Source organism: Capnocytophaga sp. G1920, from assembly GCF_051417515.1.
The window spans coordinates 65769-88182 of the sequence record NZ_JBPRKH010000007.1; the positions used below are offsets into that span (position 1 = coordinate 65769).

The 22414-nt window shown below is 38.2% G+C and carries 25 protein-coding genes and 3 tRNA genes; 19 read left to right on the forward strand and 9 right to left on the reverse strand.

Annotation, left to right across the window (positions count from 1 at the left end; genetic code table 11):
• Positions 1 to 13: 13 nt before the first annotated feature.
• From ACSQ7D_RS05830 to ACSQ7D_RS05910, 17 genes are all read left to right on the forward strand, one after another.
• Positions 14 to 304, forward strand: coding sequence for an HU family DNA-binding protein (locus ACSQ7D_RS05830; RefSeq protein WP_255346883.1), 291 nt, complete (start codon positions 14 to 16; stop codon positions 302 to 304).
• Positions 305 to 409: 105 nt separating this feature from the next.
• Positions 410 to 532, forward strand: coding sequence for a hypothetical protein (locus ACSQ7D_RS05835; protein ID WP_437135211.1), 123 nt, complete (start codon positions 410 to 412; stop codon positions 530 to 532).
• 158 nt (positions 533 to 690) lie between these two features.
• A complete protein-coding gene (locus ACSQ7D_RS05840; RefSeq protein WP_437135212.1) occupies positions 691 to 1380 on the forward strand; it encodes an SIR2 family NAD-dependent protein deacylase in 690 nt (229 codons plus the stop codon).
• Positions 1377 to 1616: a hypothetical protein gene (locus ACSQ7D_RS05845; RefSeq protein WP_002672069.1), complete on the forward strand. Its 240-nt coding sequence runs from the start codon at positions 1377 to 1379 to the stop codon at positions 1614 to 1616. The genes ACSQ7D_RS05840 and ACSQ7D_RS05845 overlap by 4 nt, the downstream gene beginning before the upstream one ends.
• On the forward strand, positions 1606 to 2424 hold the full coding sequence (gene pyrF / locus ACSQ7D_RS05850) for an orotidine-5'-phosphate decarboxylase (protein WP_437135213.1): 819 nt from the start codon (positions 1606 to 1608) through the stop codon (positions 2422 to 2424). The genes ACSQ7D_RS05845 and pyrF overlap by 11 nt, the downstream gene beginning before the upstream one ends.
• Positions 2425 to 2561: 137 nt before the next feature.
• Positions 2562 to 3008 carry a GNAT family N-acetyltransferase gene (locus ACSQ7D_RS05855; protein ID WP_002672071.1) on the forward strand — a complete coding sequence of 149 codons (447 nt, stop codon included), beginning with the start codon at positions 2562 to 2564 and terminating at the stop codon, positions 3006 to 3008.
• 55 nt (positions 3009 to 3063) lie between these two features.
• A complete protein-coding gene (locus tag ACSQ7D_RS05860) occupies positions 3064 to 3714 on the forward strand; it encodes an epoxyqueuosine reductase QueH (protein ID WP_308765869.1) in 651 nt (216 codons plus the stop codon).
• A 5-nt stretch (positions 3715 to 3719) separates the two neighbouring features.
• Positions 3720 to 5396 carry a tRNA pseudouridine(55) synthase TruB gene (gene truB / locus ACSQ7D_RS05865; protein ID WP_308765870.1) on the forward strand — a complete coding sequence of 559 codons (1677 nt, stop codon included), beginning with the start codon at positions 3720 to 3722 and terminating at the stop codon, positions 5394 to 5396.
• A 1-nt stretch (position 5397) separates the two neighbouring features.
• Positions 5398 to 6447, forward strand: coding sequence for a glutaminyl-peptide cyclotransferase (locus ACSQ7D_RS05870; RefSeq protein WP_308765871.1), 1050 nt, complete (start codon positions 5398 to 5400; stop codon positions 6445 to 6447).
• Between the two features lie 45 nt (positions 6448 to 6492).
• Positions 6493 to 8607, forward strand: a complete 2115-nt coding sequence (recG, locus tag ACSQ7D_RS05875) for an ATP-dependent DNA helicase RecG (RefSeq protein ID WP_308765872.1) — start codon at positions 6493 to 6495, stop codon at positions 8605 to 8607.
• 111 nt (positions 8608 to 8718) lie between these two features.
• Positions 8719 to 8793, forward strand: a tRNA-Val gene (locus ACSQ7D_RS05880).
• A gap of 40 nt (positions 8794 to 8833) precedes the next feature.
• Positions 8834 to 8911: transfer RNA gene (locus tag ACSQ7D_RS05885), tRNA-Val, on the forward strand.
• A gap of 36 nt (positions 8912 to 8947) precedes the next feature.
• Positions 8948 to 9022, forward strand: a tRNA-Val gene (locus tag ACSQ7D_RS05890).
• A gap of 168 nt (positions 9023 to 9190) precedes the next feature.
• Positions 9191 to 9895, forward strand: coding sequence for a MotA/TolQ/ExbB proton channel family protein (locus tag ACSQ7D_RS05895; RefSeq protein ID WP_308765873.1), 705 nt, complete (start codon positions 9191 to 9193; stop codon positions 9893 to 9895).
• A 27-nt stretch (positions 9896 to 9922) separates the two neighbouring features.
• Positions 9923 to 10309, forward strand: coding sequence for an ExbD/TolR family protein (locus tag ACSQ7D_RS05900; protein WP_437135214.1), 387 nt, complete (start codon positions 9923 to 9925; stop codon positions 10307 to 10309).
• Between the two features lie 8 nt (positions 10310 to 10317).
• Positions 10318 to 11145 carry an energy transducer TonB gene (locus ACSQ7D_RS05905; protein WP_308765874.1) on the forward strand — a complete coding sequence of 276 codons (828 nt, stop codon included), beginning with the start codon at positions 10318 to 10320 and terminating at the stop codon, positions 11143 to 11145.
• A 108-nt stretch (positions 11146 to 11253) separates the two neighbouring features.
• Positions 11254 to 12468, forward strand: coding sequence for a bifunctional folylpolyglutamate synthase/dihydrofolate synthase (locus ACSQ7D_RS05910; RefSeq protein WP_437135215.1), 1215 nt, complete (start codon positions 11254 to 11256; stop codon positions 12466 to 12468).
• A gap of 41 nt (positions 12469 to 12509) precedes the next feature.
• On the opposite strand, the gene mgtE is transcribed toward ACSQ7D_RS05910, so the two are convergent.
• The 7 genes from mgtE to ACSQ7D_RS05945 all read right to left on the reverse strand — a co-directional run bounded on the left by mgtE (position 12510) and on the right by ACSQ7D_RS05945 (position 19711).
• The gene (gene mgtE, locus ACSQ7D_RS05915; protein WP_437135216.1) at positions 12510 to 13865 is read right to left on the reverse strand and encodes a magnesium transporter; all 1356 of its coding nucleotides are present in this window, start codon (positions 13863 to 13865) and stop codon (positions 12510 to 12512) included.
• Positions 13866 to 13892: 27 nt separating this feature from the next.
• Positions 13893 to 14666 carry a 16S rRNA (adenine(1518)-N(6)/adenine(1519)-N(6))-dimethyltransferase RsmA gene (gene rsmA / locus ACSQ7D_RS05920; protein WP_437135217.1) on the reverse strand — a complete coding sequence of 258 codons (774 nt, stop codon included), beginning with the start codon at positions 14664 to 14666 and terminating at the stop codon, positions 13893 to 13895.
• Positions 14667 to 14689: 23 nt separating this feature from the next.
• Complete coding sequence (locus ACSQ7D_RS05925) at positions 14690 to 15133, reverse strand: hypothetical protein (RefSeq protein WP_437135218.1); 444 nt, start codon at positions 15131 to 15133, stop codon at positions 14690 to 14692.
• A 146-nt stretch (positions 15134 to 15279) separates the two neighbouring features.
• Positions 15280 to 15933 carry a hypothetical protein gene (locus tag ACSQ7D_RS05930; RefSeq protein WP_437135219.1) on the reverse strand — a complete coding sequence of 218 codons (654 nt, stop codon included), beginning with the start codon at positions 15931 to 15933 and terminating at the stop codon, positions 15280 to 15282.
• 350 nt (positions 15934 to 16283) lie between these two features.
• On the reverse strand, positions 16284 to 17360 hold the full coding sequence (locus ACSQ7D_RS05935; protein WP_437135220.1) for an LptF/LptG family permease: 1077 nt from the start codon (positions 17358 to 17360) through the stop codon (positions 16284 to 16286).
• 97 nt (positions 17361 to 17457) lie between these two features.
• Positions 17458 to 18588 carry a tRNA guanosine(34) transglycosylase Tgt gene (gene tgt, locus ACSQ7D_RS05940; RefSeq protein ID WP_437135221.1) on the reverse strand — a complete coding sequence of 377 codons (1131 nt, stop codon included), beginning with the start codon at positions 18586 to 18588 and terminating at the stop codon, positions 17458 to 17460.
• 85 nt (positions 18589 to 18673) lie between these two features.
• Positions 18674 to 19711 (reverse strand): DUF445 domain-containing protein, encoded by a 1038-nt coding sequence (locus ACSQ7D_RS05945; RefSeq protein ID WP_437135222.1) that lies wholly within the window; start codon positions 19709 to 19711, stop codon positions 18674 to 18676.
• Positions 19712 to 19855: 144 nt separating this feature from the next.
• On the opposite strand from ACSQ7D_RS05945, the gene ACSQ7D_RS05950 reads away from it, so the two are divergent.
• Both ACSQ7D_RS05950 and ACSQ7D_RS05955 read left to right on the forward strand, forming a co-directional pair.
• Positions 19856 to 20347: a DUF2271 domain-containing protein gene (locus tag ACSQ7D_RS05950; RefSeq protein WP_264854327.1), complete on the forward strand. Its 492-nt coding sequence runs from the start codon at positions 19856 to 19858 to the stop codon at positions 20345 to 20347.
• A 19-nt stretch (positions 20348 to 20366) separates the two neighbouring features.
• Positions 20367 to 21056 carry a DNA alkylation repair protein gene (locus tag ACSQ7D_RS05955; RefSeq protein WP_437135223.1) on the forward strand — a complete coding sequence of 230 codons (690 nt, stop codon included), beginning with the start codon at positions 20367 to 20369 and terminating at the stop codon, positions 21054 to 21056.
• On the opposite strand, the gene ACSQ7D_RS05960 is transcribed toward ACSQ7D_RS05955, so the two are convergent.
• Positions 21053 to 21601, reverse strand: a complete 549-nt coding sequence (locus ACSQ7D_RS05960; protein ID WP_437135224.1) for an RsmD family RNA methyltransferase — start codon at positions 21599 to 21601, stop codon at positions 21053 to 21055. The two genes, ACSQ7D_RS05955 and ACSQ7D_RS05960, sit on opposite strands and share 4 nt — an antisense overlap.
• Positions 21602 to 21692: 91 nt before the next feature.
• Entirely contained in the window at positions 21693 to 22412 is a 720-nt protein-coding gene (locus ACSQ7D_RS05965) for a YebC/PmpR family DNA-binding transcriptional regulator (RefSeq protein WP_437135225.1), read from the reverse strand.
• Between the last annotated feature and the right edge of the window lie 2 nt (positions 22413 to 22414).

Below are 22414 nucleotides of genomic sequence, written 5' to 3' on the forward strand. Positions count from 1 at the left end.
ATTAACTGTATTTATAAGTTATCATATGAACAAATCAGAATTAATTGATGCAATTGCAGCAGGGTCTGGACTTACAAAAACCGACTCTAAAAAAGCTGTTGAAGCGTTCTTTTCAAGTGTTGAAAAGGCTCTAAAAAAAGGTGACAAAGTAGCTGTCGTAGGATTCGGTTCTTGGTCAGTTGCTAAAAAAGAAGCCAGAGAGGCTCGCAACCCTCGTACTGGTGCAGTAATTAAAGTGCCTGCTAAGAAAGTTGTAAAATTCAAAGCAGGGGCTGAATTATCTGAAGCAGTAAACAAAAAGTAATTGCAGTAAAAAAGTCCCTTTCAGTTGAAAGGGACTTTTTTTATTTATTAGTAGATGAGTTAATTAGCATAGAAACCTTATTTAATGATTAATGGTTAACGATTAATGGTTAATTTGGGAGAAGCTTATAGAAAGCTTATAGGAAAGACGAACAAAAGACGAACAAAAGACGAACAAAAGACGAACAATGAACGAAGGAAAAGTGAAGTTAAGTTGATGCTAAAGTAGAGATAAGAAGAAGGGAATTGGTAGACTTCTACTTTGCTAAAAGTCGTAGCCCAACAGGCAAGTCGTAGCACGATAGGCAATTAGAAACTTTGGCAAGGTGCAAAGCGCACGAAAGCGCAAATTAATTCTCTGACAAGACCATAACTAACATTACCAATATGAAAAAGAAGAAAATAGTAGTCCTCACAGGGGCAGGGATTAGTGCTGAAAGTGGTGTAAAAACTTTCCGAGATGCCAATGGCTTGTGGGAAGGTCACGATATAGAACAAGTGGCAACACCTTATGGTTTTGAGAAAGACCCTGAACTTGTATTGAACTTCTACAACGGCTTGCGCAAACAGGTGAAAAATGTGCAACCTAACCCCGCTCACTTATTATTAGCCGAGTTGGAAAAAGAGTACGACGTGGTAATTATCACTCAAAATGTAGATGACTTGCACGAACGTGCGGGTAGCCATCACATTATTCACTTACACGGCGAACTGCTAAAAATGAGAGGAGTAGATGACCCCTATACGCTCTACGACTGTACTGACGACATCAAAGTGGGCGACCTGAGCCCCAGTGGAGCGCAATTACGACCTCACATTGTGTGGTTTGGCGAAGATGTACCAATGATTGTAAAGGCTGCCGAAGAGGTAGAAACTGCCGATATAGTGGTTATTGTAGGTACTTCATTACAAGTGTACCCCGCTGCTGGATTGATGAACTGTGCCAAGAAAGATACACCTATATATTATATAGACCCACGTCCAAGCATCAGTAGTAAAGATAAAATCACTGTAATTAAAGACGTTGCTTCAACAGGGGTAGCTAAAGCTATTGAACTAATAAAAGAATTGAAATGAGTAACTTCCCAAAATTTATTTTAGGTGACAACACCGATATGCCCGACGCTATGTTCGTGGTGCATTTAGAGTATCCGCGCTTCGTGCTGAACTTAGACAACGACGAAGTAGAATGGCTGGAAGAGTTTGACGAAGAAGACACCAAAGAGTTAGAGGCTGAAAGCGAGAACCTTATAGAAGAAGCTATCGCTTTCTACGAACGAGAAATCGCCCGTATAGAAGAAAATGACTACTAAGCAACTCATACAGCAAATCGAAGCTAAACAATCGCTGTTATGTGTGGGCTTGGATACCGATATGACTAAAATTCCTCCTCACTTGCTTGAAGAGGAAGACCCGCTCTTTGCGTTCAACAAGGCGATTATAGAGGCTACCCACGCTTTTGCGGTAGCCTACAAACCCAATACAGCTTTCTACGAAGCACACGGCGAAAAAGGTTGGCGCGCCTTAAAAAAGACGATTGACTACCTAAACCGTCACCACCCCGAGATTTTCACTATTGCCGATGCCAAACGTGGGGATATAGGCAACACTTCAAGTATGTATGCCAAAGCTTTCTTTGAAGATATGCAATTCGATAGCGTGACAGTAGCCCCCTATATGGGAAGGGATTCGGTAGAGCCTTTTTTAGCTTTTGAGAACAAACACACCATTCTCTTAGCTCTAACTTCTAATGAAGGGGCTTTCGACTTCCAAACGCAAAAACTCAACAATGAAGAGCTGTACAAAAAGGTATTACGCACCTCACTCACTTGGCAAAACAGCCAAAACCTGATATACGTAGTAGGCGCAACCAAGGCGGAATACTTAAAGGAAATACGCAAAATTATCCCTAAACATTTTCTATTAGTACCTGGAGTAGGGGCACAAGGAGGCAGCTTGGAAGAGGTATGTAAGTATGGTTTGAACGACCACTACGGACTGCTTATCAACTCGTCAAGAGGCATTATTTACGCTTCTAAGGACGAAGACTTTGCCAAAGTAGCAAGTGAAAAAGCTGAGGAATTACAACAGAAGATGAAATTAATGCTTAATGGTAAATGATAAGTGGTAAATGAGTAGTAATGAAAAGGAACAAGAGAAATGAGAAGTAATAGGTATATCAACTTTGTATAAGTTTAAAACTTTGGCAGAATATGGTGATTAAAAACTAGTAAACTAATGACTAACAACTAAATAATATGATTACATTTTTAAATAAAAGCAACATTACACCAACCATTGAAGATGACGCTCACAGACTTTTTTCACTGTTGAGCAGGCGCTACCAACAACGACTATCTGACCTTTTTCAAGACAAAACTAAAGCACCTTATGTAGTAGGTTATATAGAAGACGGTCGCCTACACGGAATGGCTTCTATGGCTATCTACAGAGTGATTTCGGGCTATAAAGGTTGGATAGAAGATGTGGTGGTAGACGAGATGGCACGTGGTAAAAAAATAGGCACTCAGCTCATTCAACTTCTTATCGCCAAAGGCAAAGAATTGGGCTTAGGAGAAATATTGCTCTTTACCTCGCCTACTAACGAAGCTGCTATTAAGCTCTATGAAAATGAAGGCTTTAAACGTAAAGGTGCAGAGGTATATGTGAATGCTCTCAAACAAATGTACCCACCAGAGTCTTGATATATTACTATTTCTTTGTATTTTTGCCCTCTAATAAGGAAACAATAAAAATACTATGGAATTAGTCCACAAGAATCTCGTATTACCCAATAATGGCAAAAAGCTCTTGTTACACACTTGTTGTGCACCTTGTTCAGGTTCAATTATACTATCTATTCAGGGGTCGGGGATAGACTTTACTATATTTTTTTACAACCCTAATATTCACCCTCAAAAAGAATATGAAATTCGCAAAGAGGAAAATATTCGCTTTGCCAAAAAGTGTGGCGTACCTATTGTAGATGCCGAATACGACACCGATAAGTGGTATACGCGTGCTAAAGGTATGGAATTTGAACCAGAACGGGGCAGTCGCTGTGCGATGTGTTTTGATTTGCGTATGGAGCGTACGGCTTTATATGCTTACGAAAACGGCTTCGATACCATTGCAACCTCATTGGGCATTTCGCGTTGGAAAGACCTCAACCAAGTGAATGAAGCAGGCAAAAATGCTGCCAATAAGTACGAGGGACTTACCTATTGGGACTACAATTGGCGCAAAAACGGAGGTGCTGCCTGTAATATGGAAATCTGCAAAAACGAGAAGTTCTACCAACAAGAGTACTGCGGTTGTGCTTTCTCGTTGCGCGATGCTAACAAATGGCGAGTAGCTAACGGAAGAGAGAAAATACGAATAGGGGAAAAATACTACGGAAGTGAAAAGTGAATAGTATGATAACTCCAGAAGAACTTACAGAAGGTCGTATCTTGCTTATCGATAAGCCCCTGCAATGGTCGTCGTTTCAAGCAGTGAACAAAATCAAATGGGCAATACTCAGACACTATAAGCTCAAGAAGATAAAGATAGGGCACGCAGGAACATTAGACCCGCTTGCCTCTGGTTTATTGGTGATTTGTACGGGCAAATTTACTAAGAAGATTACCGAAATACAAGACGCTGTAAAAACTTATACGGGTACTATCACCGTAGGGGCTACGACTCCTTCCTACGATAAGGAAACCGAAATAGATGCCCACTACCCTACTGACCATATCACTCCTGAACTGATAGAACAAGTGCGAATGCAGTTTGTAGGGGAACTCGTGCAAACGCCTCCTGTATTTTCAGCTATCAAGAAAGAAGGCAAACGGCTCTACGAATTTGCCCGCGACGGGAAAGAAATAGAAGTTCCTCAGCGCACTATCTATATTCACAGTTTCAATATAGATGCAAGTCTGTTTCCTAAGTTGCACTTTGAGGTGGTATGTAGCAAAGGCACCTACATACGCTCCTTGGCAAACGACTTTGGTAAAGCCTTAGGGTCTGGTGGCTATCTATCTGCATTGCGACGTACTAAGATAGGTGATTTTTCGGTAAATGATGCCTTAACGCCTGATGAATTTATAAACATACATATTCCAAAAATGCAAACAAAACCTATTATTCTCACTACTGTATTCGAGCGATTTATCGATAAGAATAAAACAACTCTTAATGACCATTTCGCTCGAAAAGAATCTACTTTGAACACACAAAACAATAGGAAAAAGTCTATTAATGAAGTGTATGAAGAGCGAGAGCGAGAACGCCTTAATAAACAACAAAAACAACAACACACTTCCGACCTTAATATAGAAGCTATTTTTCCTCGAAAAAAGAAGAAAAAGACCTCAGGAATCAAATATGAGTTTCGCTACTTTCTATCGATGTTTTCAAATACTGATAAGGCAATTATACTTACTTTACTGATACTTTTCGGTACGATAGTAACCCTTATGGTGATACAACTTAGCAGTAGAGAGAAAGAAATAATGATTGAAATGGCATTCACTCCAGATGATTTACCTTATGAACCTCCAAAATTAGAGGAACAAACTGAAGCGCCTGATCTTTCTCAAACTATGAATGCAAAACTGACTACTAATGCTTATAATCAAGCCGATGCTGACTTACGTCATACTGAGAATTTTAAAACTTTAGACGAAATAATGGCAGAGCGTGCTTCTCAAGAGATGGAAAGTGCTAAAGAAGAATTGGTGAGTAATAATAAAATGTCGTCTAACTTAGTAATATCGGACGATAATACTCTTCAAAAAACAACTAAAATTTCATCTGATAATAAAGTAAATAAGAATACTTTAGTAAAATATGCCTTATCTGGCAGGACAGGAAATATACCTAACCCTGTATTTACTTGTGAAAAAGAAGGGCAAGTAGTGATTATTATTACAGTTGATGAAGCAGGAAGAGTTATTAGAACAGCTCTTGACAAAATGAATTCAACTACCAATGATGATTGCCTTATAGAAAACTCATTACTATATGCTAGCAGAGCCAGATTTAATGCTGTAACAGGCAAAAAAGAGCAAACAGGAACTATTACTTATATTTTTCAAAGTAAACGATAGAATGAAATTACAACAGTTAATTTGCATATTAAGTTTCTTATTAATAGGAGCTTGCAAAAATGCAAATCCACCTAAGCAAGACGCTTTCAATATAGAACTGTATCCTAAAAAGAAGGAATACCACATAGGAGAAACTTTACAGATAAAAGTTGTGAATCCTAAGTTTGAAGGTAAAATAGTAAAGATTAGCTATCAGTTTCATCACCAAGAGCTTGTTGTTACTAATGAGAACATAGTACTTGAAAACCTAATGTTAGGTAAACAGCCTTTAGAAGTAACTGTATATACTGATAAAGGAGAAGTTTATAAAGTACGAAAAGAAATTTTACTTTTAGCAGGACAAGCTCCTAAATTGTATACTTATAAAATACTAAATGAATATCCCCACGACAAACAGGCTTATACTCAAGGTTTAGAATTTATAGGTGATACTTTAGTAGAAAGCACAGGGCAATACCGAGAATCTTCCATACGCAAATGGAATCCTTTTACGGGCGAAATGTACAAAAATGTACCTTTACAAGCAATGTATTTTGGTGAAGGATCTACCGTTTTTAGAGATAAAATTATCCAACTCACTTGGAGAGAAAATATAGGATTTGTATATGATACTCAGCTAAAACTGTTAAAAACATTCTCTTACCATAAAAGTAAAGAAGGTTGGGGGCTCTGTCATAACGGCAGTGATAAACTTTACAAAAGTGATGGTTCAGAAAAGATTTGGATACTCAATCCTAACACTTTTGAAGAAGTAGACAGTTTACAACTATGTACTAATAAATCTATTTTTACCAATGCTAACGAATTAGAATTTGTAGACGGGAAAATATATGCTAATACTTATCTAAAAGATGGTATTATGATTATCAACCCCAATAATGGTGCTATAGAAGGCGTTGTAGATGTACGAGGATTAAAAGAAAAAGTAGAACAAACTCCTGACTTAGATGTTCTTAATGGCATTGCTTATCACGCTAGGCGTAATACTTTCTTCATCACGGGTAAGAATTGGAGTAAGATATTTGAGGTAATTTTTATAAACAAGAATTAAATAATGTGAGCTTGATGTTTGTATTTTTTTATTACTTTTGCTCTTATGATTCCAGAGAATATCCTACATACTCCCATCAACTATCTGCGTGGCGTGGGCAATCAGCGGGCTGAACTTTTGAAAACAGAGCTCGGTATTTATGAGTATCAAGATTTGCTAAACTTGTTCCCTAACAGGTATATCGACCGTACCAAGTTTTACAAAATCAACGAATTACAGAACAATAATGCCGAGGTGCAACTCGTAGGCAAGATAGTAAACTTACGCACAGTAGAGTCGGCTCACCAAAAAGGTACTCGTCTTGTTGCTACCTTTGTAGACGATACGGGCGCTATGGAGCTCGTGTGGTTCAAAGGGCTCAAATGGTTGCGTGAATCCCTAAAAATCAACGAACCTTATGTGATTTTTGGCAAACTGAATTTCTTTGGAGGCACTTTCTCTATGCCTCACCCCGAAATGGACTTGCTCAGCGAATTCAAGAAGGCAGGACACAGCAGTATTCAGCCCGTATATCCCTCCACCGAAAAATTAGCTAAACGCAACATTACCAATAGAGTGATGCGCCAATTAGTACAAACGGTTTTTGAAGAAATAGGCAATAGCTTTGCTGAGAATTTACCGGATAACATACTCACTTCAATGAACCTCATCTCCAAGCAGGAGGCAATGCGCAATATCCACTTCCCTACAAATCAAACTTTGCTTACTAAAGCCTCTGTACGACTCAAATTTGAAGAGCTTTTCTACATACAAGTACAGTTGGTACGCAAGAATCTTCTGCACAAACAGAAGTTCCAAGGACAACCTTTCAAGAATGTAGGCGATGCTTTTATGAACTTCTATAACCATCATTTGCCTTTTCCGCTTACCGATGCCCAAAAACGAGTATTGAAAGAAATACGCGCCGATGTGGGCTCAAATGCCCAAATGAACCGCTTGTTGCAAGGCGATGTAGGCTCTGGTAAAACCATCGTAGCCCTAATGACGATGCTTTTAGCAGTAGATAATGGTTGTCAGGCCTGCTTGATGGCACCTACCGAAATTCTCGCCAATCAGCATTACCAAAACATTAGTGAACTACTAAAAGAAACAGGAGTAACTGTAGCACTGCTCACAGGTTCGTCTAAAACTAAAGAACGCAAAATGTTAGACGAACAATTACAGTCTGGAGAGCTTTCTATCCTTATAGGCACTCACGCTCTTTTGGAAAACAAAGTACAGTTCAGAAACTTAGGACTCGCCATTATCGATGAGCAACACCGATTTGGGGTAGAACAGCGCTCGAAGTTATGGCATAAAAACACTATTCCGCCTCATATTTTAGTAATGACCGCCACCCCTATCCCACGCACTTTAGCGATGAGTGTATATGGTGATTTAGATGTTTCGATAATAGATGAGCTCCCCCCTGGGCGTAAGCCTATTAAAACTCTACATCAGTTTGAAAACCACCGTGCAGAGACTTATGAATTTATTAAAAAAGAGATAGATAAAGGAAGACAAGCTTATGTAGTATATCCACTTATAGAAGAATCGGAAGCGTTAGATTTTAAGAACCTTACCGAAGGCTATGATTATATCACGGCAAGCTTTCCTTTGCCAAAATATAAGGTTTCTATGGTACACGGTAGACTCAAACCAGCTGAAAAAGATGCTGAAATGGAGCGCTTTCTACGTAATGAAACACAAATAATGGTGGCTACCACCGTGATAGAAGTGGGGGTAAATGTTCCCAATGCCTCTGTAATGGTAATTGAGAGTGCCGAGCGCTTTGGACTTTCACAACTACACCAGTTGCGTGGACGTGTAGGGCGTGGCAGTGAACAGAGTTATTGTATATTACTCACAGGTAACAAAATGAGTAACGATACTCGTACACGTATGGAAACGATGGTGCGCACCAACGACGGTTTTGAAATCGCTGAAGTAGATCTAAAATTGCGTGGTCCTGGTGACCTAATGGGTAAGCAACAAAGTGGAGTGCTCGCTCTAAAAATAGCCGACCTTGTAAAAGACCAAGATATACTAAAAGCAGCACGCTTTCAAGCTATCGATCTACTGAAAGCCGATCCTAATTTAGAGTTGCCCCAAAACCAACGCATAGCCCACACGCTCTATCAGTTACAACGCTATAAAAACCTCTGGACATACATTTCATAAAGGAGCTGAAGAGGTGATGCTTACTACATTGTAATCTTTTTCTACTTTTTTTCACCAAAAAATTTGGAGAGTTAAAAAAAAGTAGTACCTTTGCACCCGAATTAAACGTAAGGGTTCTTAGCTCAGCTGGTTCAGAGCATCTGCCTTACAAGCAGAGGGTCACTGGTTCGAATCCAGTAGGACCCACTTAGGTTAAAATTAAAAAATTTTTATCATTGTAATTTTGGGGTTCTTAGCTCAGCTGGTTCAGAGCATCTGCCTTACAAGCAGAGGGTCACTGGTTCGAATCCAGTAGGACCCACCAAAACTCGGATTTTATTGTTGTTTTCATAATTAAAAAGGATTCTTAGCTCAGCTGGTTCAGAGCATCTGCCTTACAAGCAGAGGGTCACTGGTTCGAATCCAGTAGAGTCCACAAAAGCTACTCAATACTGAGTAGCTTTTTTTGTTAATTATTCATTTTAATAACAAATGATTATCAAGTGTTTATAATTTTCTAAATTGTTAATTATTAATTAATAATTGTCTATTGATAATTATTTCTTATTTTTGCGATATTTTTAAACAGAAAAACAAAAATAATATGTTAGGATTACAAACTTCTGTAGACGTTGCAACTACTGCAACCGAGACTGCTCCCATCGCAGTACAAGAGAAAACCCTTTCTATAATGGAACTGATTCTAGATGGTGGTATGGGCAGTATCATTATTATTGGTATTTTATTTGTGATGCTCGCTGTAGCTCTTTTCCTCTATTTTGAACGCCTTTTTGCTATTAAGGCAGCTTCTAAAATGGATAAAACTTTTATGTATAAAATACGTGATTGTATCTCAGCTGGACGCTTAGATGCTGCTAAAATGCTTTGTGTACAATCGAATACTCCTGTAGCACGCCTTATTGAAAAAGGGGTTTCTCGTATAGGTAAACCTCTTGAAGATATTAATAAAGCTATTGAAAATGCAGGCACTTTAGAGGTCTACAATCTTGAAAAGAATACGGCTATTCTCGCTACTATTGCAGGAGCAGGACCTATGATTGGATTCTTAGGTACAGTTGTTGGTATGATTATGTCATTCCACGAAATGGCTTCAGCAGGCGGTCAGGCAGAGATGGGGTCATTAGCAAGTGGTATCTACACCGCGATGGCAACTACCGTAGCAGGGCTTATAGTAGGAATTATTGCTTATGTAGGCTACAACCACTTAGTAGTAAAAACTGATAAGGTGGTACACCTAATGGAAGCCAATGCTGTTGAATTCTTAGACTTGTTAAACGAACCTCTATAGGTCTTAAAAAACTACTCTGATCTAATTATGAAATTAAAAGGTAGAAATAAGGTAAGTCCTGAGTTCAGTATGTCGTCTATGACGGACATTGTGTTTCTGTTGTTAATATTCTTTATGATTACTGCCAACAGCCCCAATGCACTTGATTTGTTATTGCCTAAAGCTAAAGGTAAAAGCACCAATACACAAAACGTTTCAGTAAGCATTGATAAATATTTAAACTATTTTCTTGACAAGAAACCTATTTCAGTAGATAATCTCGATACAGAGCTCAAATCAGCACTCAAGGGAGTAGAAAATCCTACTATCATTTTGCGTGTAGAGGAAAGTGTACCTATTGAAAATGCGGTAACAGTGATGGATGTGGCAAACCAAAACCAATTTAAGGTGATTTTGGCTGTTCGTCCAAAATAGAAAGGTATATGAATTTATTCGATACAGAACATAAACGTAAATCCTTAGCACTCACTACGGTTGTGATGTGTTTAGTAATCTTCATACTGTTTTTTGCAGGAATGAAGTACTTAGACCCACCACCCGAAAAAGGTGTAGAGGTTATTTATGGAGTTGATTTGGTAGGAATGGGCGAACGCACTCCTCCGCCAAGTGCTGCTAAACAGGAAGAAACTAAAACATCTCCTCAAACACAACCAGAACAGAGTACTTCACAAGAAGTAAAGGAAAACCTTTTGGCTCAAGATAACAACGAAGAAGTTTCTGTACCCGAAGTACCTAAAAAGAAAGAAAAAAAGAAAGAAACACCTAAAAAAGATACTCCAAAAGAGAGTCCAAAACCCGCTCCTAAGCCTTCACGGGAAACTTCGGATGCGTTATCAAATATATTGGGAGCTGCCAATGCAGGTGGTAGTGGTACCTCAGGACAAGGAGATGGCAACCAACCTGGTTATCAGGGACAGATAGATGGTAGTCAGTACGCTAATTCTTATTATGGCTCAGGAGGTGGTAATGGCACTGGCAAAGGTTGGGGATTGAAAGGTCGTACTATTGCTTCACAAGGTAAAGTACCTCAAAATTGCAATGAGGAAGGACGCGTAGTAGTACAAATAGAAGTAGACCGTAGTGGTAAAGTAGTAAAAGCTACTGCTGGTGTGAAAGGAACTACTAACTCTGCTCAGTGTTTGCTGGAAGCTGCTCGAAAAACAGCTACTATGCACCGCTGGAACGCCGATGATAATGCTCCTGCACGTCAAGTAGGTTTTATTGTTATCAACTTTAAACTCGGAGAATAAGAAATCAATTAATAATTGGTAATTAATAATTAACAAGATGAGATAATGGTTATAGTATAACTGATTATCTCATTTTTGATTGTAAAACAACTAAAATTATCTTTAACATTGAATTATCAAGAAACACTTTCGTGGATGTTCAACCGCTTACCAATGTTTCAAACACAAGGTAAAACCGCTTTGAACAACAAATTAGATAATATCCTCGCCTTTACTTCGGTGTTAGGAAACCCTCAAACAAAATTCAAAAGTTTGCATATTGCAGGCACTAACGGAAAGGGTTCTTCCAGCAGTATGCTCGCTTCTATCCTACAAGAGGCAGGATTTAAGGTAGGATTGTACACCTCTCCACACCTCAAAGACTTCCGCGAACGTATCAAAATTAATGGGAAGGAAATACCTGAAGACTATGTGGTAAGTTTTATAGCTAAAAACAGACCCTTTTTGGAAGAATATCACCTCTCATTCTTTGAAATGACAGTAGGAATGGCGTTCAGCTATTTCGAGAATGAAAAAGTAGATATCGCTGTGATAGAAGTAGGTTTAGGAGGACGTTTTGACTCCACTAATATTATCATTCCCGAAGTTTCTCTTATTACCAATATCTCCAAAGACCATACTGATATTTTAGGAGATACTTTACCTAAAATAGCTTTTGAAAAAGCTGGTATTATCAAACGAAATGTGCCTGTAGTAATCAGTGAATATCAAGAGGAAACTGCTCCCGTCTTCACAGCAAAAGCTAAAGAAATGAATGCTCCTATTATTTTTGCTAATCACATAGAAACTTCTCTTACAACCGACCTTCAAGGTGCCTACCAAGAGAAAAACATCAAAGGAGTAATAGCTGTTACCGAATTGCTTATCCACCAGGGGTGGGATATTACTCCGGAGAATATTGCACAAGGTCTTTTACACGTAGTGCACAATACAAATCTGAAAGGTCGTTGGCAAACCCTTGGCTCCTACCCTACTATCGTATGTGATACAGGACATAATGTGGGCGGACTTACTTATGTGATGGAACAACTCAAAAAGCAAACCTATACACATCTTCATATTGTAGTAGGTTTTGTAAAAGAAAAAGATGTAAATAGTGTTTTAGAGCTTTTCCCAAAAGAAGCTACCTATTATTTTTGCAGTCCTGCTATTGCAAGAGGACTTAATGTAGATACATTAAAGAAAATTGCCACTACAAAAGGACTCCAAGGGGAGAGATATTCTTCAGTAGCAGAAGCCTTAAATGCCGCTAAAGCACAAGCGCTTCCCACTGACTTTATCTTTGTTGGTGGAAGCACGTTTGTAGTTGCGGAAGTGTTGTAAAATAACAAAAAGCGGATACTGAAAAACAAATGAAGGTTGTTTTAAAATCCTAATATCATTTTTGCGATAAAAAAGTAAATCAAGATACCTAAAACATCGTTGCTGGTAGTGATAAACGGACCCGTAGCAACCGCTGGGTCAATACCGCGCTTGTGGAGAAGTATCGGGATAAAAGTACCTATCACAGCAGCATTTACAATCACTGTAATGAGTGCTATGGCTACCGTAATACTTACCAAATACTCAGCTTGAAAAGCAAAATGGCTTACTAATATCACTATTCCTGCAATAGTTCCTCCGTTGATGAGTCCTAATAGAAATTCTTTGAATAACCGCTTGATAAGTTCGCCGTCGATAGAATTATTTGCTAATCCTTGTACTATTATCGCCGATGATTGTACTCCCACATTTCCCGCAGTAGCTTGAATAAGCGGAATAAATATCAATAATATAGGGTAAATCATCATCGTATCCTGAAAACCATTGATAATACTCGCTGCACCTAATCCTCCGAACATTCCAATAAGTAACCAAGGCAAACGTGCTTTGGTAAGTTTCCATACACTATCGCTTGCCTCCACATCATTGGTAATACCTGCTGCCAACTGATAGTCTTTTTCAGCTTCTTCTTTTATCACGTCCACCACATCATCAATAGTGATGCGTCCCACAAGACGTTTCATTTCATCAACTACAGGAATTGCCTCTAAGTCATACTTACTCATTATGTGAGCTACCTCTTCGGCAGTATCAGTAACGTATACGTAGTCTACTTTTGGAATATAAATGTCTTTCACTTCTGAGCGTGTGGAAGTAGTAAGCAAATCTTTAAGTGAAAGTCGTCCTTTAAGCACATCATTATCATCTACCACATAAATAGAATGCACACGAGTAACGTGAGCCGCCTGTTCGCGCATTTCTTTTACGCATTTTAGCACATTCCAATTCTCATTTACCTTTACAAGTTCCTTCGCCATTAGTCCTCCCGCAGTATCTTCGCTATAACGAAGTAATTCTACGATGTCTTTGGCGTGTTCTACGTCCGTAATATGCGAAATAACCTCTGTTTTTCTATCTTCGGGCAATTCAGAGATGATATCCACCGCATCATCGGTGTCCAACTCGATGATTTCATCGGCAATTTCTTTTGCAGAAAGGTTTTTTAAGATATTCTCACGGTAATCATCGTCTAATTCTGTGAGTACATCTGATGTTTTCTCAGCATCAATTAAACGAATGATGTATACCCCCTCTTCAATATCCAATTCGTGAATGATTTCAGCTATATCGGCATAGTGTAAATCATTTAAGAGGGTTGTAAGTTCTTTATTTTGTTTTTCCTCAATGAGTTTATGGATTTTCTCAATGAGTTCATCTGTTATTTTAAAAGTTGTCATAGTTTTAAGACGTCAAATCGTTAGCTATCAAACTTGATTACTGATTTTTTTAGTAATAAAAACAAACTCTTGCCAAGGCAATTGCTCAGGACGCTTATCAAATATAGGGTCTTGCTTTAAATTCTCATCTGTAAGTAGTGGTTTTAGGCTGTTGCGAAGGGTTTTTCGCCGTTGATTGAAAGCTGTTTTCACTACGGTAAAGAATAATCCTTCATCACAATCTAAATGGAAGTCAGCTTTCCGTACTAATCGTATTACACCGCTCTTTACTTTGGGCGGAGGATTAAAAACACTCTCCGAAACTGTGAATAAATAGCTCGTTTCATAAAAAGCCTGTACTAAAACTGATAAAATTCCATACGTTTTACTGCCTTCGTGCTCGCATATACGTTCGGCTACCTCTTTCTGAAACATTCCACTAAACTCAGGAACATATTTTCGCAGTTCAAGTAGTTTAAAAACGATTTGAGTAGAGATATTATAAGGAAAATTACCTATAATAGCAAATGGTTCGGATAAATAACCCGCTACATCATATTTCAAAAAGTCATCGGCAATTATTTTTCCTCTTAATGCAGGATAATTTGCCTCCAAATAAGCTACCGATTCCTTATCGATTTCCACTATGTGCACATCAACGTCTTTTTTGAGCAAAAACTGAGTAAGCACGCCCATTCCAGCTCCTATTTCTACTACTTTTTTATAGTTTTTTAGCGATAATGTATCAGCTATTTTCTGTGCAATGTTTAAATCTTTTAAAAAATGTTGTCCTAAATGCTTTTTTGCTTTTACTAATTCCATTTATATACCTTTCAGAGAGGCTTTTAGTTGTTCTTTTGCAGAAGTATCGACTTTATTTCCTCATAATGGTCAGTTCCTACCAAAAACACCTTCTTTCTGTCCTTAGACAATATCTTGATTGCCTTATTATGTTTCGTATTATAGATGATACCTGCCGAAGTATACCGTATCCCAATGCCATAATACCAAGGAATATCAATGAGTTGAATAGTAGAGACGTCCATTTCTTGAAAATTCATTCGTCTACTCAAAAAATCGATACCAAATGAAGCTACAATACCATAATCATCTATTACAGTAGTGAGTTTATAGAATACAGCTACTAAAATAGCCACTAATAATAGAATTATTACCCAACCTCCTTTGCTTTGATAGCCCGAAAAAGCTATAATCCCTATAAAAAGGGCTAAAATAGACAGTAATATATAAGAAAATTGTGTTTCTTTAAATTCTATAGCTGTTTTCATAATATTATTCTTTTGTGCAATTTAAAAATACACAGAAGCCACACCCTAAAATCTAATAAAAATTTATAAACAAGAAAAAGAACAAATTCTTAACTTTGGTGGCGGGTGGGCTTCTGTGCTAAAATGTTTATATTATTGCGTTACAACTAACTCTTTACGAGTTTACCAATGCTTTCAAGTAGTTGCGGACGGTCAGAAAGGGCTATCTTGGCTACTTCGTAAAATTCCTTCACCCATTTGTTCATTGCCTCGAAGGCTTTGTTCTTATCCTGAGTGGCTTGTTGGTCGATACCGCGCAATTTCACGTATTGCGCACGGAGCTCTTCCACTTTCACAATGGCTGAAAGCTGTTCATCGGCGACGGCTTCGGTAAGTTTGAACCTGTCGAGCGCTGCCCGCTGGGTAGTAGTGGCTTTAATGCCCTCGTAAAGCTTTTTCGTGGTGGCTAAACCTTCCAGATAATCGCGCGACATCGTTCCTTTTAACCCAAATGATACCAGCGCTTCGGGAGATGCTTTCAACGCTACTTTTGCGACCTTGCGATGTTCTTTATATTTGTCGCTCATCGCTTTATAAGCCTTTTCAAACAAGGCTCTTTTCTCTACCGTTTGGCTCGTTTTTGCCAAATTATCGTTATAAGCGGCTTGTGCTTTGTCATAAAGTGCTTTACCTACTTTCATAGCCTCTTCATTGTATTGATATTCCTCTAACTGAGCTTTCAATTCGGCTATTTCACTGTAATTGGTAAATAACAAACGTCTGTTTTCAAGTGTTTTTAATTCTGTACTCTTTTCCTTCATAATATTACATATTTTAAAAGGTCTATAAATTAGTTGAAAAATGTTAAATCATTATGATTTACATTCATTTCTATACCGCAAAAATCCTGCCAAATAACACTGTGCAAATTATTGTTTTTGCTGGTAAAAAAGTATTCTTTGTAAACTTCTCATATCAATTTAAAATAAGACGATAAGCTGTTACATTACTTACGTTTGTAGTTACAGTGGGTTATTTTGGCATTACAATACGCTTTTTACTTATTACTTAGTTTTGTTATCTTATTACTTTACTACCTTTTGCATTTACTTTCTTTTGTTTTACAGTTGCAACACTTTCTTTTGGTGTTACAAAGGGTTAAAATGCTCTATCAGTTTCTTACTTTCCGGAGTAACAAGATAGCTAAGGTAAGGAAAATAAGGTTAGGCAAAAGGACTGCCATCAATGGGGATAAGCCTCCTGAGGTTTGAGCAAGGGTTCCAAACACACGGTCGAAAAACACAAAACTAAACCCTACGACTACTCCCACCATTAAGTTGATTCCCATTCCTCCGCGCTTTTTCACCGATGAAACAGCCACGCCGATAAGCGTAAGGATAAAGGCAGTACTTATAGCACCCCAACGGCGGTATTTTACCAATAGATACATATTTAAATTGGGTGAACCTTTCATCTTTTCGCGTTCAATAAACTTGTTTAGCTCAAACAAGTTCTTATTTTCCGCTGTATATTCCATAGGCATCAGGTCATCAGGCTTGAAATTGAATATCGTGTCTAACTGGTCGCGTTTCACTATCACATCGTCGCCCTCCCCTATCTTTCTTTTGGAGTAATTAGTAAGCCGATAGGTTTTCGTGCTGTCTATCCACTGAATCGTTTCGGCATTTATCTTTTCCGTCATCTTAATACCTTCAAAATGTTCTACTGAAAAGTTATACCCGCGTTTGTCTTGGTAGTTAAACGAGCTTACATAAAGGTAATCGTTGTCAGAAAACTGATTGTAGAGGTCTGAAACGCTTTCCACCTTCGAAGAACGTATATACTTATTCCAAAAATCATTATACACAGTGCTGGCAGCCGGTACAATAAACATTCCCATAAAAAACACTATCACCGAAATGATACTCGCACCCACGATATACGGACGCAAAAAGCGCATATACGATACACCTGAGCTCTGGATAGCGATTATCTCGGTATTATTGGCTAACTTTGATGTAAACCAGATGATAGAGAGGAATAGCAAGATGGGAAACAATATATTGGCAAAATAAACGATAAAACTGAGGTAATACCACAGTATTTCGTTCATCGGGGCGCCTTTTTGTATCATCTTATCTACTTTTTCAGATAAATCTACGATAATTCCGATAGGAATAAAGAGAATTATCATCATAAAGAAGGTAAGAAGATAGCGTTTTAAGATGTACCAGTCGAGTATTTTCATTTTTTTGTTTTTTAAACCTCCCCCTATCCCCCTCCAAAGGGGGAATTAGCGACGCAAAAGCGTTTTTATCAGAAGTATATTAATTAATTTAATTTGTTTAAAGACGATTTGACATATCAGTAACCATTTTTGTCTTCCACGTAAAGAAAGTACCCGCTACAATTTGTCGGCGAGCTTCCCTCACAAGCCATAAATAGAAACCAAGATTGTGAATTGAAGCGATTTGTTTGCCCAAAAACTCGTTAGCAGCGAATAAATGACGTAAATAGGCTTTCGTGTAATAGGTATCTACGTAAGTATGACCGTCAGGGTCTATGGGCGAGAAATCATCTTCCCATTTTTTGTTTTTAATATTGATAATTCCTTTTGCAGTAAAGAGCATTCCGTTGCGAGCATTGCGCGTAGGCATTACACAATCCATCATATCCACTCCCAAAGCAATATTTTCCAATATATTAACGGGTGTACCCACTCCCATAAGGTATCGGGGCTTGTCTTTGGGGAGAATATCGCATACAAGTTCGGTTATTTCATACATTTGTTCTACGGGTTCGCCTACTGATAGCCCCCCGATAGCGTTTCCATCGGCATTTTTGCTTGCAATATATTCGGCAGACTGTGTACGAAGGTCTTTATAGACTGACCCTTGTACTATCGGGAATAAACTTTGATGATAACCGTATTTAGAAGGTACTTTTTCGAGGTGAGCAATGCATCTATCGAGCCACCTATGTGTGAGATGCATTGAACGTTTTGCATAACCGTATTCACAAGGGTAAGGCGTGCATTCATCAAAAGCCATCATAATATCAGCACCTATACTGCGCTCTATTTCCATTACTTTTTCGGGTGAAAAGAAGTGAAAAGAGCCATCGATATGGCTTTTGAACTTTACACCTTCTTCTTTTATCTTTCGGTTGGCAGCCAATGAATATACTTGATAACCACCGCTATCGGTAAGTATGTTTCTATCCCAATTAATAAACTTATGTAAGCCTCCTGCTTTTTCCAAAATGGGTGTTTGAGGTCGTAAATAGAGGTGATAGGTGTTCCCCAAGATGATATCGGCATTAATATCGTCTTTCAGTTCGCGTTGGTGCACTCCTTTCACGCTTCCCACCGTTCCCACAGGCATAAAAATGGGGGTTTCAATCACGCCGTGGCTGGTAGTAATCTTCCCAGCACGTGCTTTAGTATGTTCGTCTGTTTTTAGTATTTCAAAATCCATAGTTGAAACATTTTCGGGCGCAAAGGTAGGGAAGAATTAGCAAATTAGCAAATCAGGAAAGTTAGCAAATAGGCTAATATCTCTTTCAGAATAACTGAGTAAAGGCGTAAATAGCCAAACCGACTAATCCGCCTACCAAAGTGCCATTGATACGGATAAATTGGAGGTCTTTACCTACTTCCAATTCAAGTTTTTCGCTCAATTCGCGTCCCTCCCAGTTCTCTACCGTATGACTGATGAGTTTTCCCACTTCCTCTTTGTTTTTTAGCACAAACTGATAGGCAGTTTTCTGTACCCAAGCGTCTATTTGGTGTTGCAGCTGGACATTTTGACGGAGTTCATCGGAGAAGCGCTCCGTAGCGGTGCGCAATAGCTTTGCAAGATGTTGTTCCCATTCAGGAGTATTGAGTTTTTCGGCAAATTCATACAATTGCGCTGTAATTTCAGCCCTGATAGGGTGTGTTTCATCTTCCGATGCTTTTACAACTAACTGATAGAGCCCATTACTTACCTTCCGAGTAATTGTATCTTTAATAAACGATGGAACAAGAGGAGGAAATTGGCTGTCAATTTCGTGTTGCACCATCTCTTGATGTTCGGCAAGATAAGTAGCTACCCTTTCAAAAGCTTTCCGAAGGAATTTCTGATGTTTATTCTCGTCTAAAAAAGTGGTGAGTACTTCGCTTGCTTTTGCATTGAGAGGTATTTTTCTTACAAAAGTTTCTATCTGGTGAGGAGTACTTTCTTTCGAGAGCCACTCAACTATAAATGATGATACTTTAATATCGGTGATGTAAGGACGTATCTGTTTAGGTTTAAGGAAGTTCTCCACCACAAAATCACCTAAATTCTCCCCGATGTCATTCTTTCTTTCCTCAATGAGGTTGGTATGTGGAATGTTTAATCCTAATGGTTTGTGAAAGAGTGCTGTTACTGCAAACCAATCGGCAAGCGCTCCTACCATAGCGGCTTCAGAAAAAGCCTTTATATAACCTATAAAAGTGAGTTCGGGAGCTTTTTTATGCCATACCACCATTGCTATATAAATGATAAACATCAAAACAAAGAGCCCCGTAGCTATATTCTTGTGGTGTTGTAGTTTTTGGCGCTTGGAACTATTCATAAATTATCAGTTTTTCAGGTGCAAAGGTACGAAGAAAAGTGAGAAAAATAAAAAAGTTGAGTATATAAATTGTCAGATAGTAATTATTGCCTATCTTTGCATCAGTTTATTCTAAATAGTAGTATTTTAAAACTTGTAATAAAGATGATAAAAAAGCACTTTTTAAAAACATTAGCCGTAGGAATAATTGCTTTACTTACTCTTTCATTTGTACAGCAAGCAACTGTTAAAAAATACAAATGCCTCATACAACTGACTAATTACAAGGGTGAAGGAGCCTACATAGTAGTTTCACTTATCAATCCCGAAGGTAAATATGAGCAAACACTACAAATTCTTGGAGATGATCCTGAATGGTACGACGATCTTACTCAATGGTGGAAGTTTTATGGTAAACGCCAGACAATTGATGGGATTACGGGAGCTACCATTAGCGGAGGAGAACGCGCTGTAAAGATACTTACAATTGATGATAGTAAACTGAACAAGGGCTACAAAATACGTTTTGAGACTGCCGTTGAAGATGAATATTACTATGCTAAAGATGCTGAAGTAGAATTTAAAACCGAGAACCTTAACACTAAAGTTGAAGGTAAAGGTTATATCCGTTATGTGAGATTAATGCCTAACGATTGACAATCACCTTAAAGAAATTATGAGTAAAGAAATTATTTTAGACCGGTTATGGGCATTAGAAGACTCTCCTTATAGAGATTTTACAGCGAATTTGATTCCCACTGTGGAGAAATCTCGTATTATAGGGGTTAGAACACCTGCAATGCGAGCGTTGGCTAAAGAATTAGTAAAGCATTACCCTACTGAGGCAATGTCTTTTTTAGAAGAGTTACCTCATTATTATTATGAGGAGAATAATCTACACGGTTTTATCATTGAACAGCTAAAAGATTTTGATAAAGCAATGCAATATACAGAGCGGTTCCTCCCTTATATTGATAATTGGGCTACGTGTGATACTTTTGCTCCTAAAATCTTCTTGAAATACCCCGAAGAGACATTAAAACACATCAAACAATGGATTACAAGCAAAGAAACCTATACAGTACGTTACGGAATTGGGTTGTTATTGTCTAATTATTTAGATGCTCTTTTTAAGGAAGAATACTTAACCTGGGTAACAAAAATTACCTCAGATGAATATTACATAAATATGATGATAGCGTGGTACTTTGCTACTGCTTTAACAAAACAATATGAAGCAACAGTTCCTTACATAGAATCAAAAACACTTTCTCCTTTTGTACAAAATAAGAGTATACAAAAAGCAAGAGAAAGCCGTCGTATTTCCGAAGATACTAAGAAATATTTGTTGCAGTTTAAACTCTAATCTTGTTCTTCTCTTTCAAAAAAACTAAATACGCTCCCTCCATATTTCTTTGCTTGTGAGAAAAATGGCTGTTCTGATAAATCTGTTTTAGACGAATGTTCAATAATGAGTATTCCATTTTCAGTAAGTAAGTTTTGATTGAAGACAATATCGGCAATAGTAACAAACTTTTCAATTGGGAAATCATACGGAGGGTCAGCAAAGATAACATCAAACTGCTGAGTAGTACGTTTTAAATATTCATATACATCGGCTTTAAGTGCTGTAATAGGGTAGACTAATTCACGTGCTATTTTATTGATAAATTGCACACAACCGTTATGGTTATCAACTGATAATACTGAGGGGCAACCTCTACTGGCAAACTCATAGCTAATATTTCCTGTTCCTGCAAAAAGGTCGAGTACAGAAAGTTCTTCAAAATAATAATAGTTATTGAGTATATTAAAAAGAGCTTCCTTCGCAAAATCGGTAGTAGGGCGAACTGGCAATTTATTAGGTGCTATAAGCTGTTTCCCCTTATTCTTCCCTGATATTATTCTCATAAAGATTAACCTTTTTATTGAACAGTTTCCCTCACTGTTAAACTCTGCATTACCTCGTTCATAGCTTCTTGGAAAAGAATAAACTCATTAATTATTCTTCCGTTTCTTTCATCGTATGGTACACCTGTTGCACGTCCTCATCTTCCTCTATCTTCTCGAGAAGTTTCTCCACATCGGCTTGTTCTTCAGGGGTAAGTTCTTTCGTTACTTGTGGAATACGCTCAAAGCCTGACGATAAGATTTCTATGTTACGGCTTTCTAACTCTTTTTGGATAGCTCCAAAACTCTCAAAAGGCGCATAGATGAGGATACCGTCTTCGTCTACAAACACTTCTTCTGCCCCGAAGTCTATCATTTCGAGTTCCAACTCTTCGGGGTCTATCCCATTGCCATTAATACGGAAGTTACAAGTGTGGTCGAACATAAACTCCACTGACCCCGATGTACCTAAAGTACCATTACACTTGTTAAAATAACTGCGAATATTAGCTACGGTACGGTTGTTATTGTCGGTTGCCGTTTCTATGAGTAAAGCAATACCGTGAGGTGCATAGCCTTCAAAAAGAACTTCTTTATAGTTTGCAGTATCTTTTTCAGTTGCTTTTTTGATGGCGCGCTCAATATTTTCTTTAGGCATATTGGCGGCTTTGGCATTCTGTATCACGGCACGCAAACGTGAGTTACTCTCAGGGTGAGGACCTCCTTCTTTCACTGCCATTACGATGTCTTTCCCTAAACGGGTAAATGTTTTTGCCATTGCTGCCCAACGCTTAAATTTACGGGCTTTTCTAAATTCAAATGCTCTTCCCATTT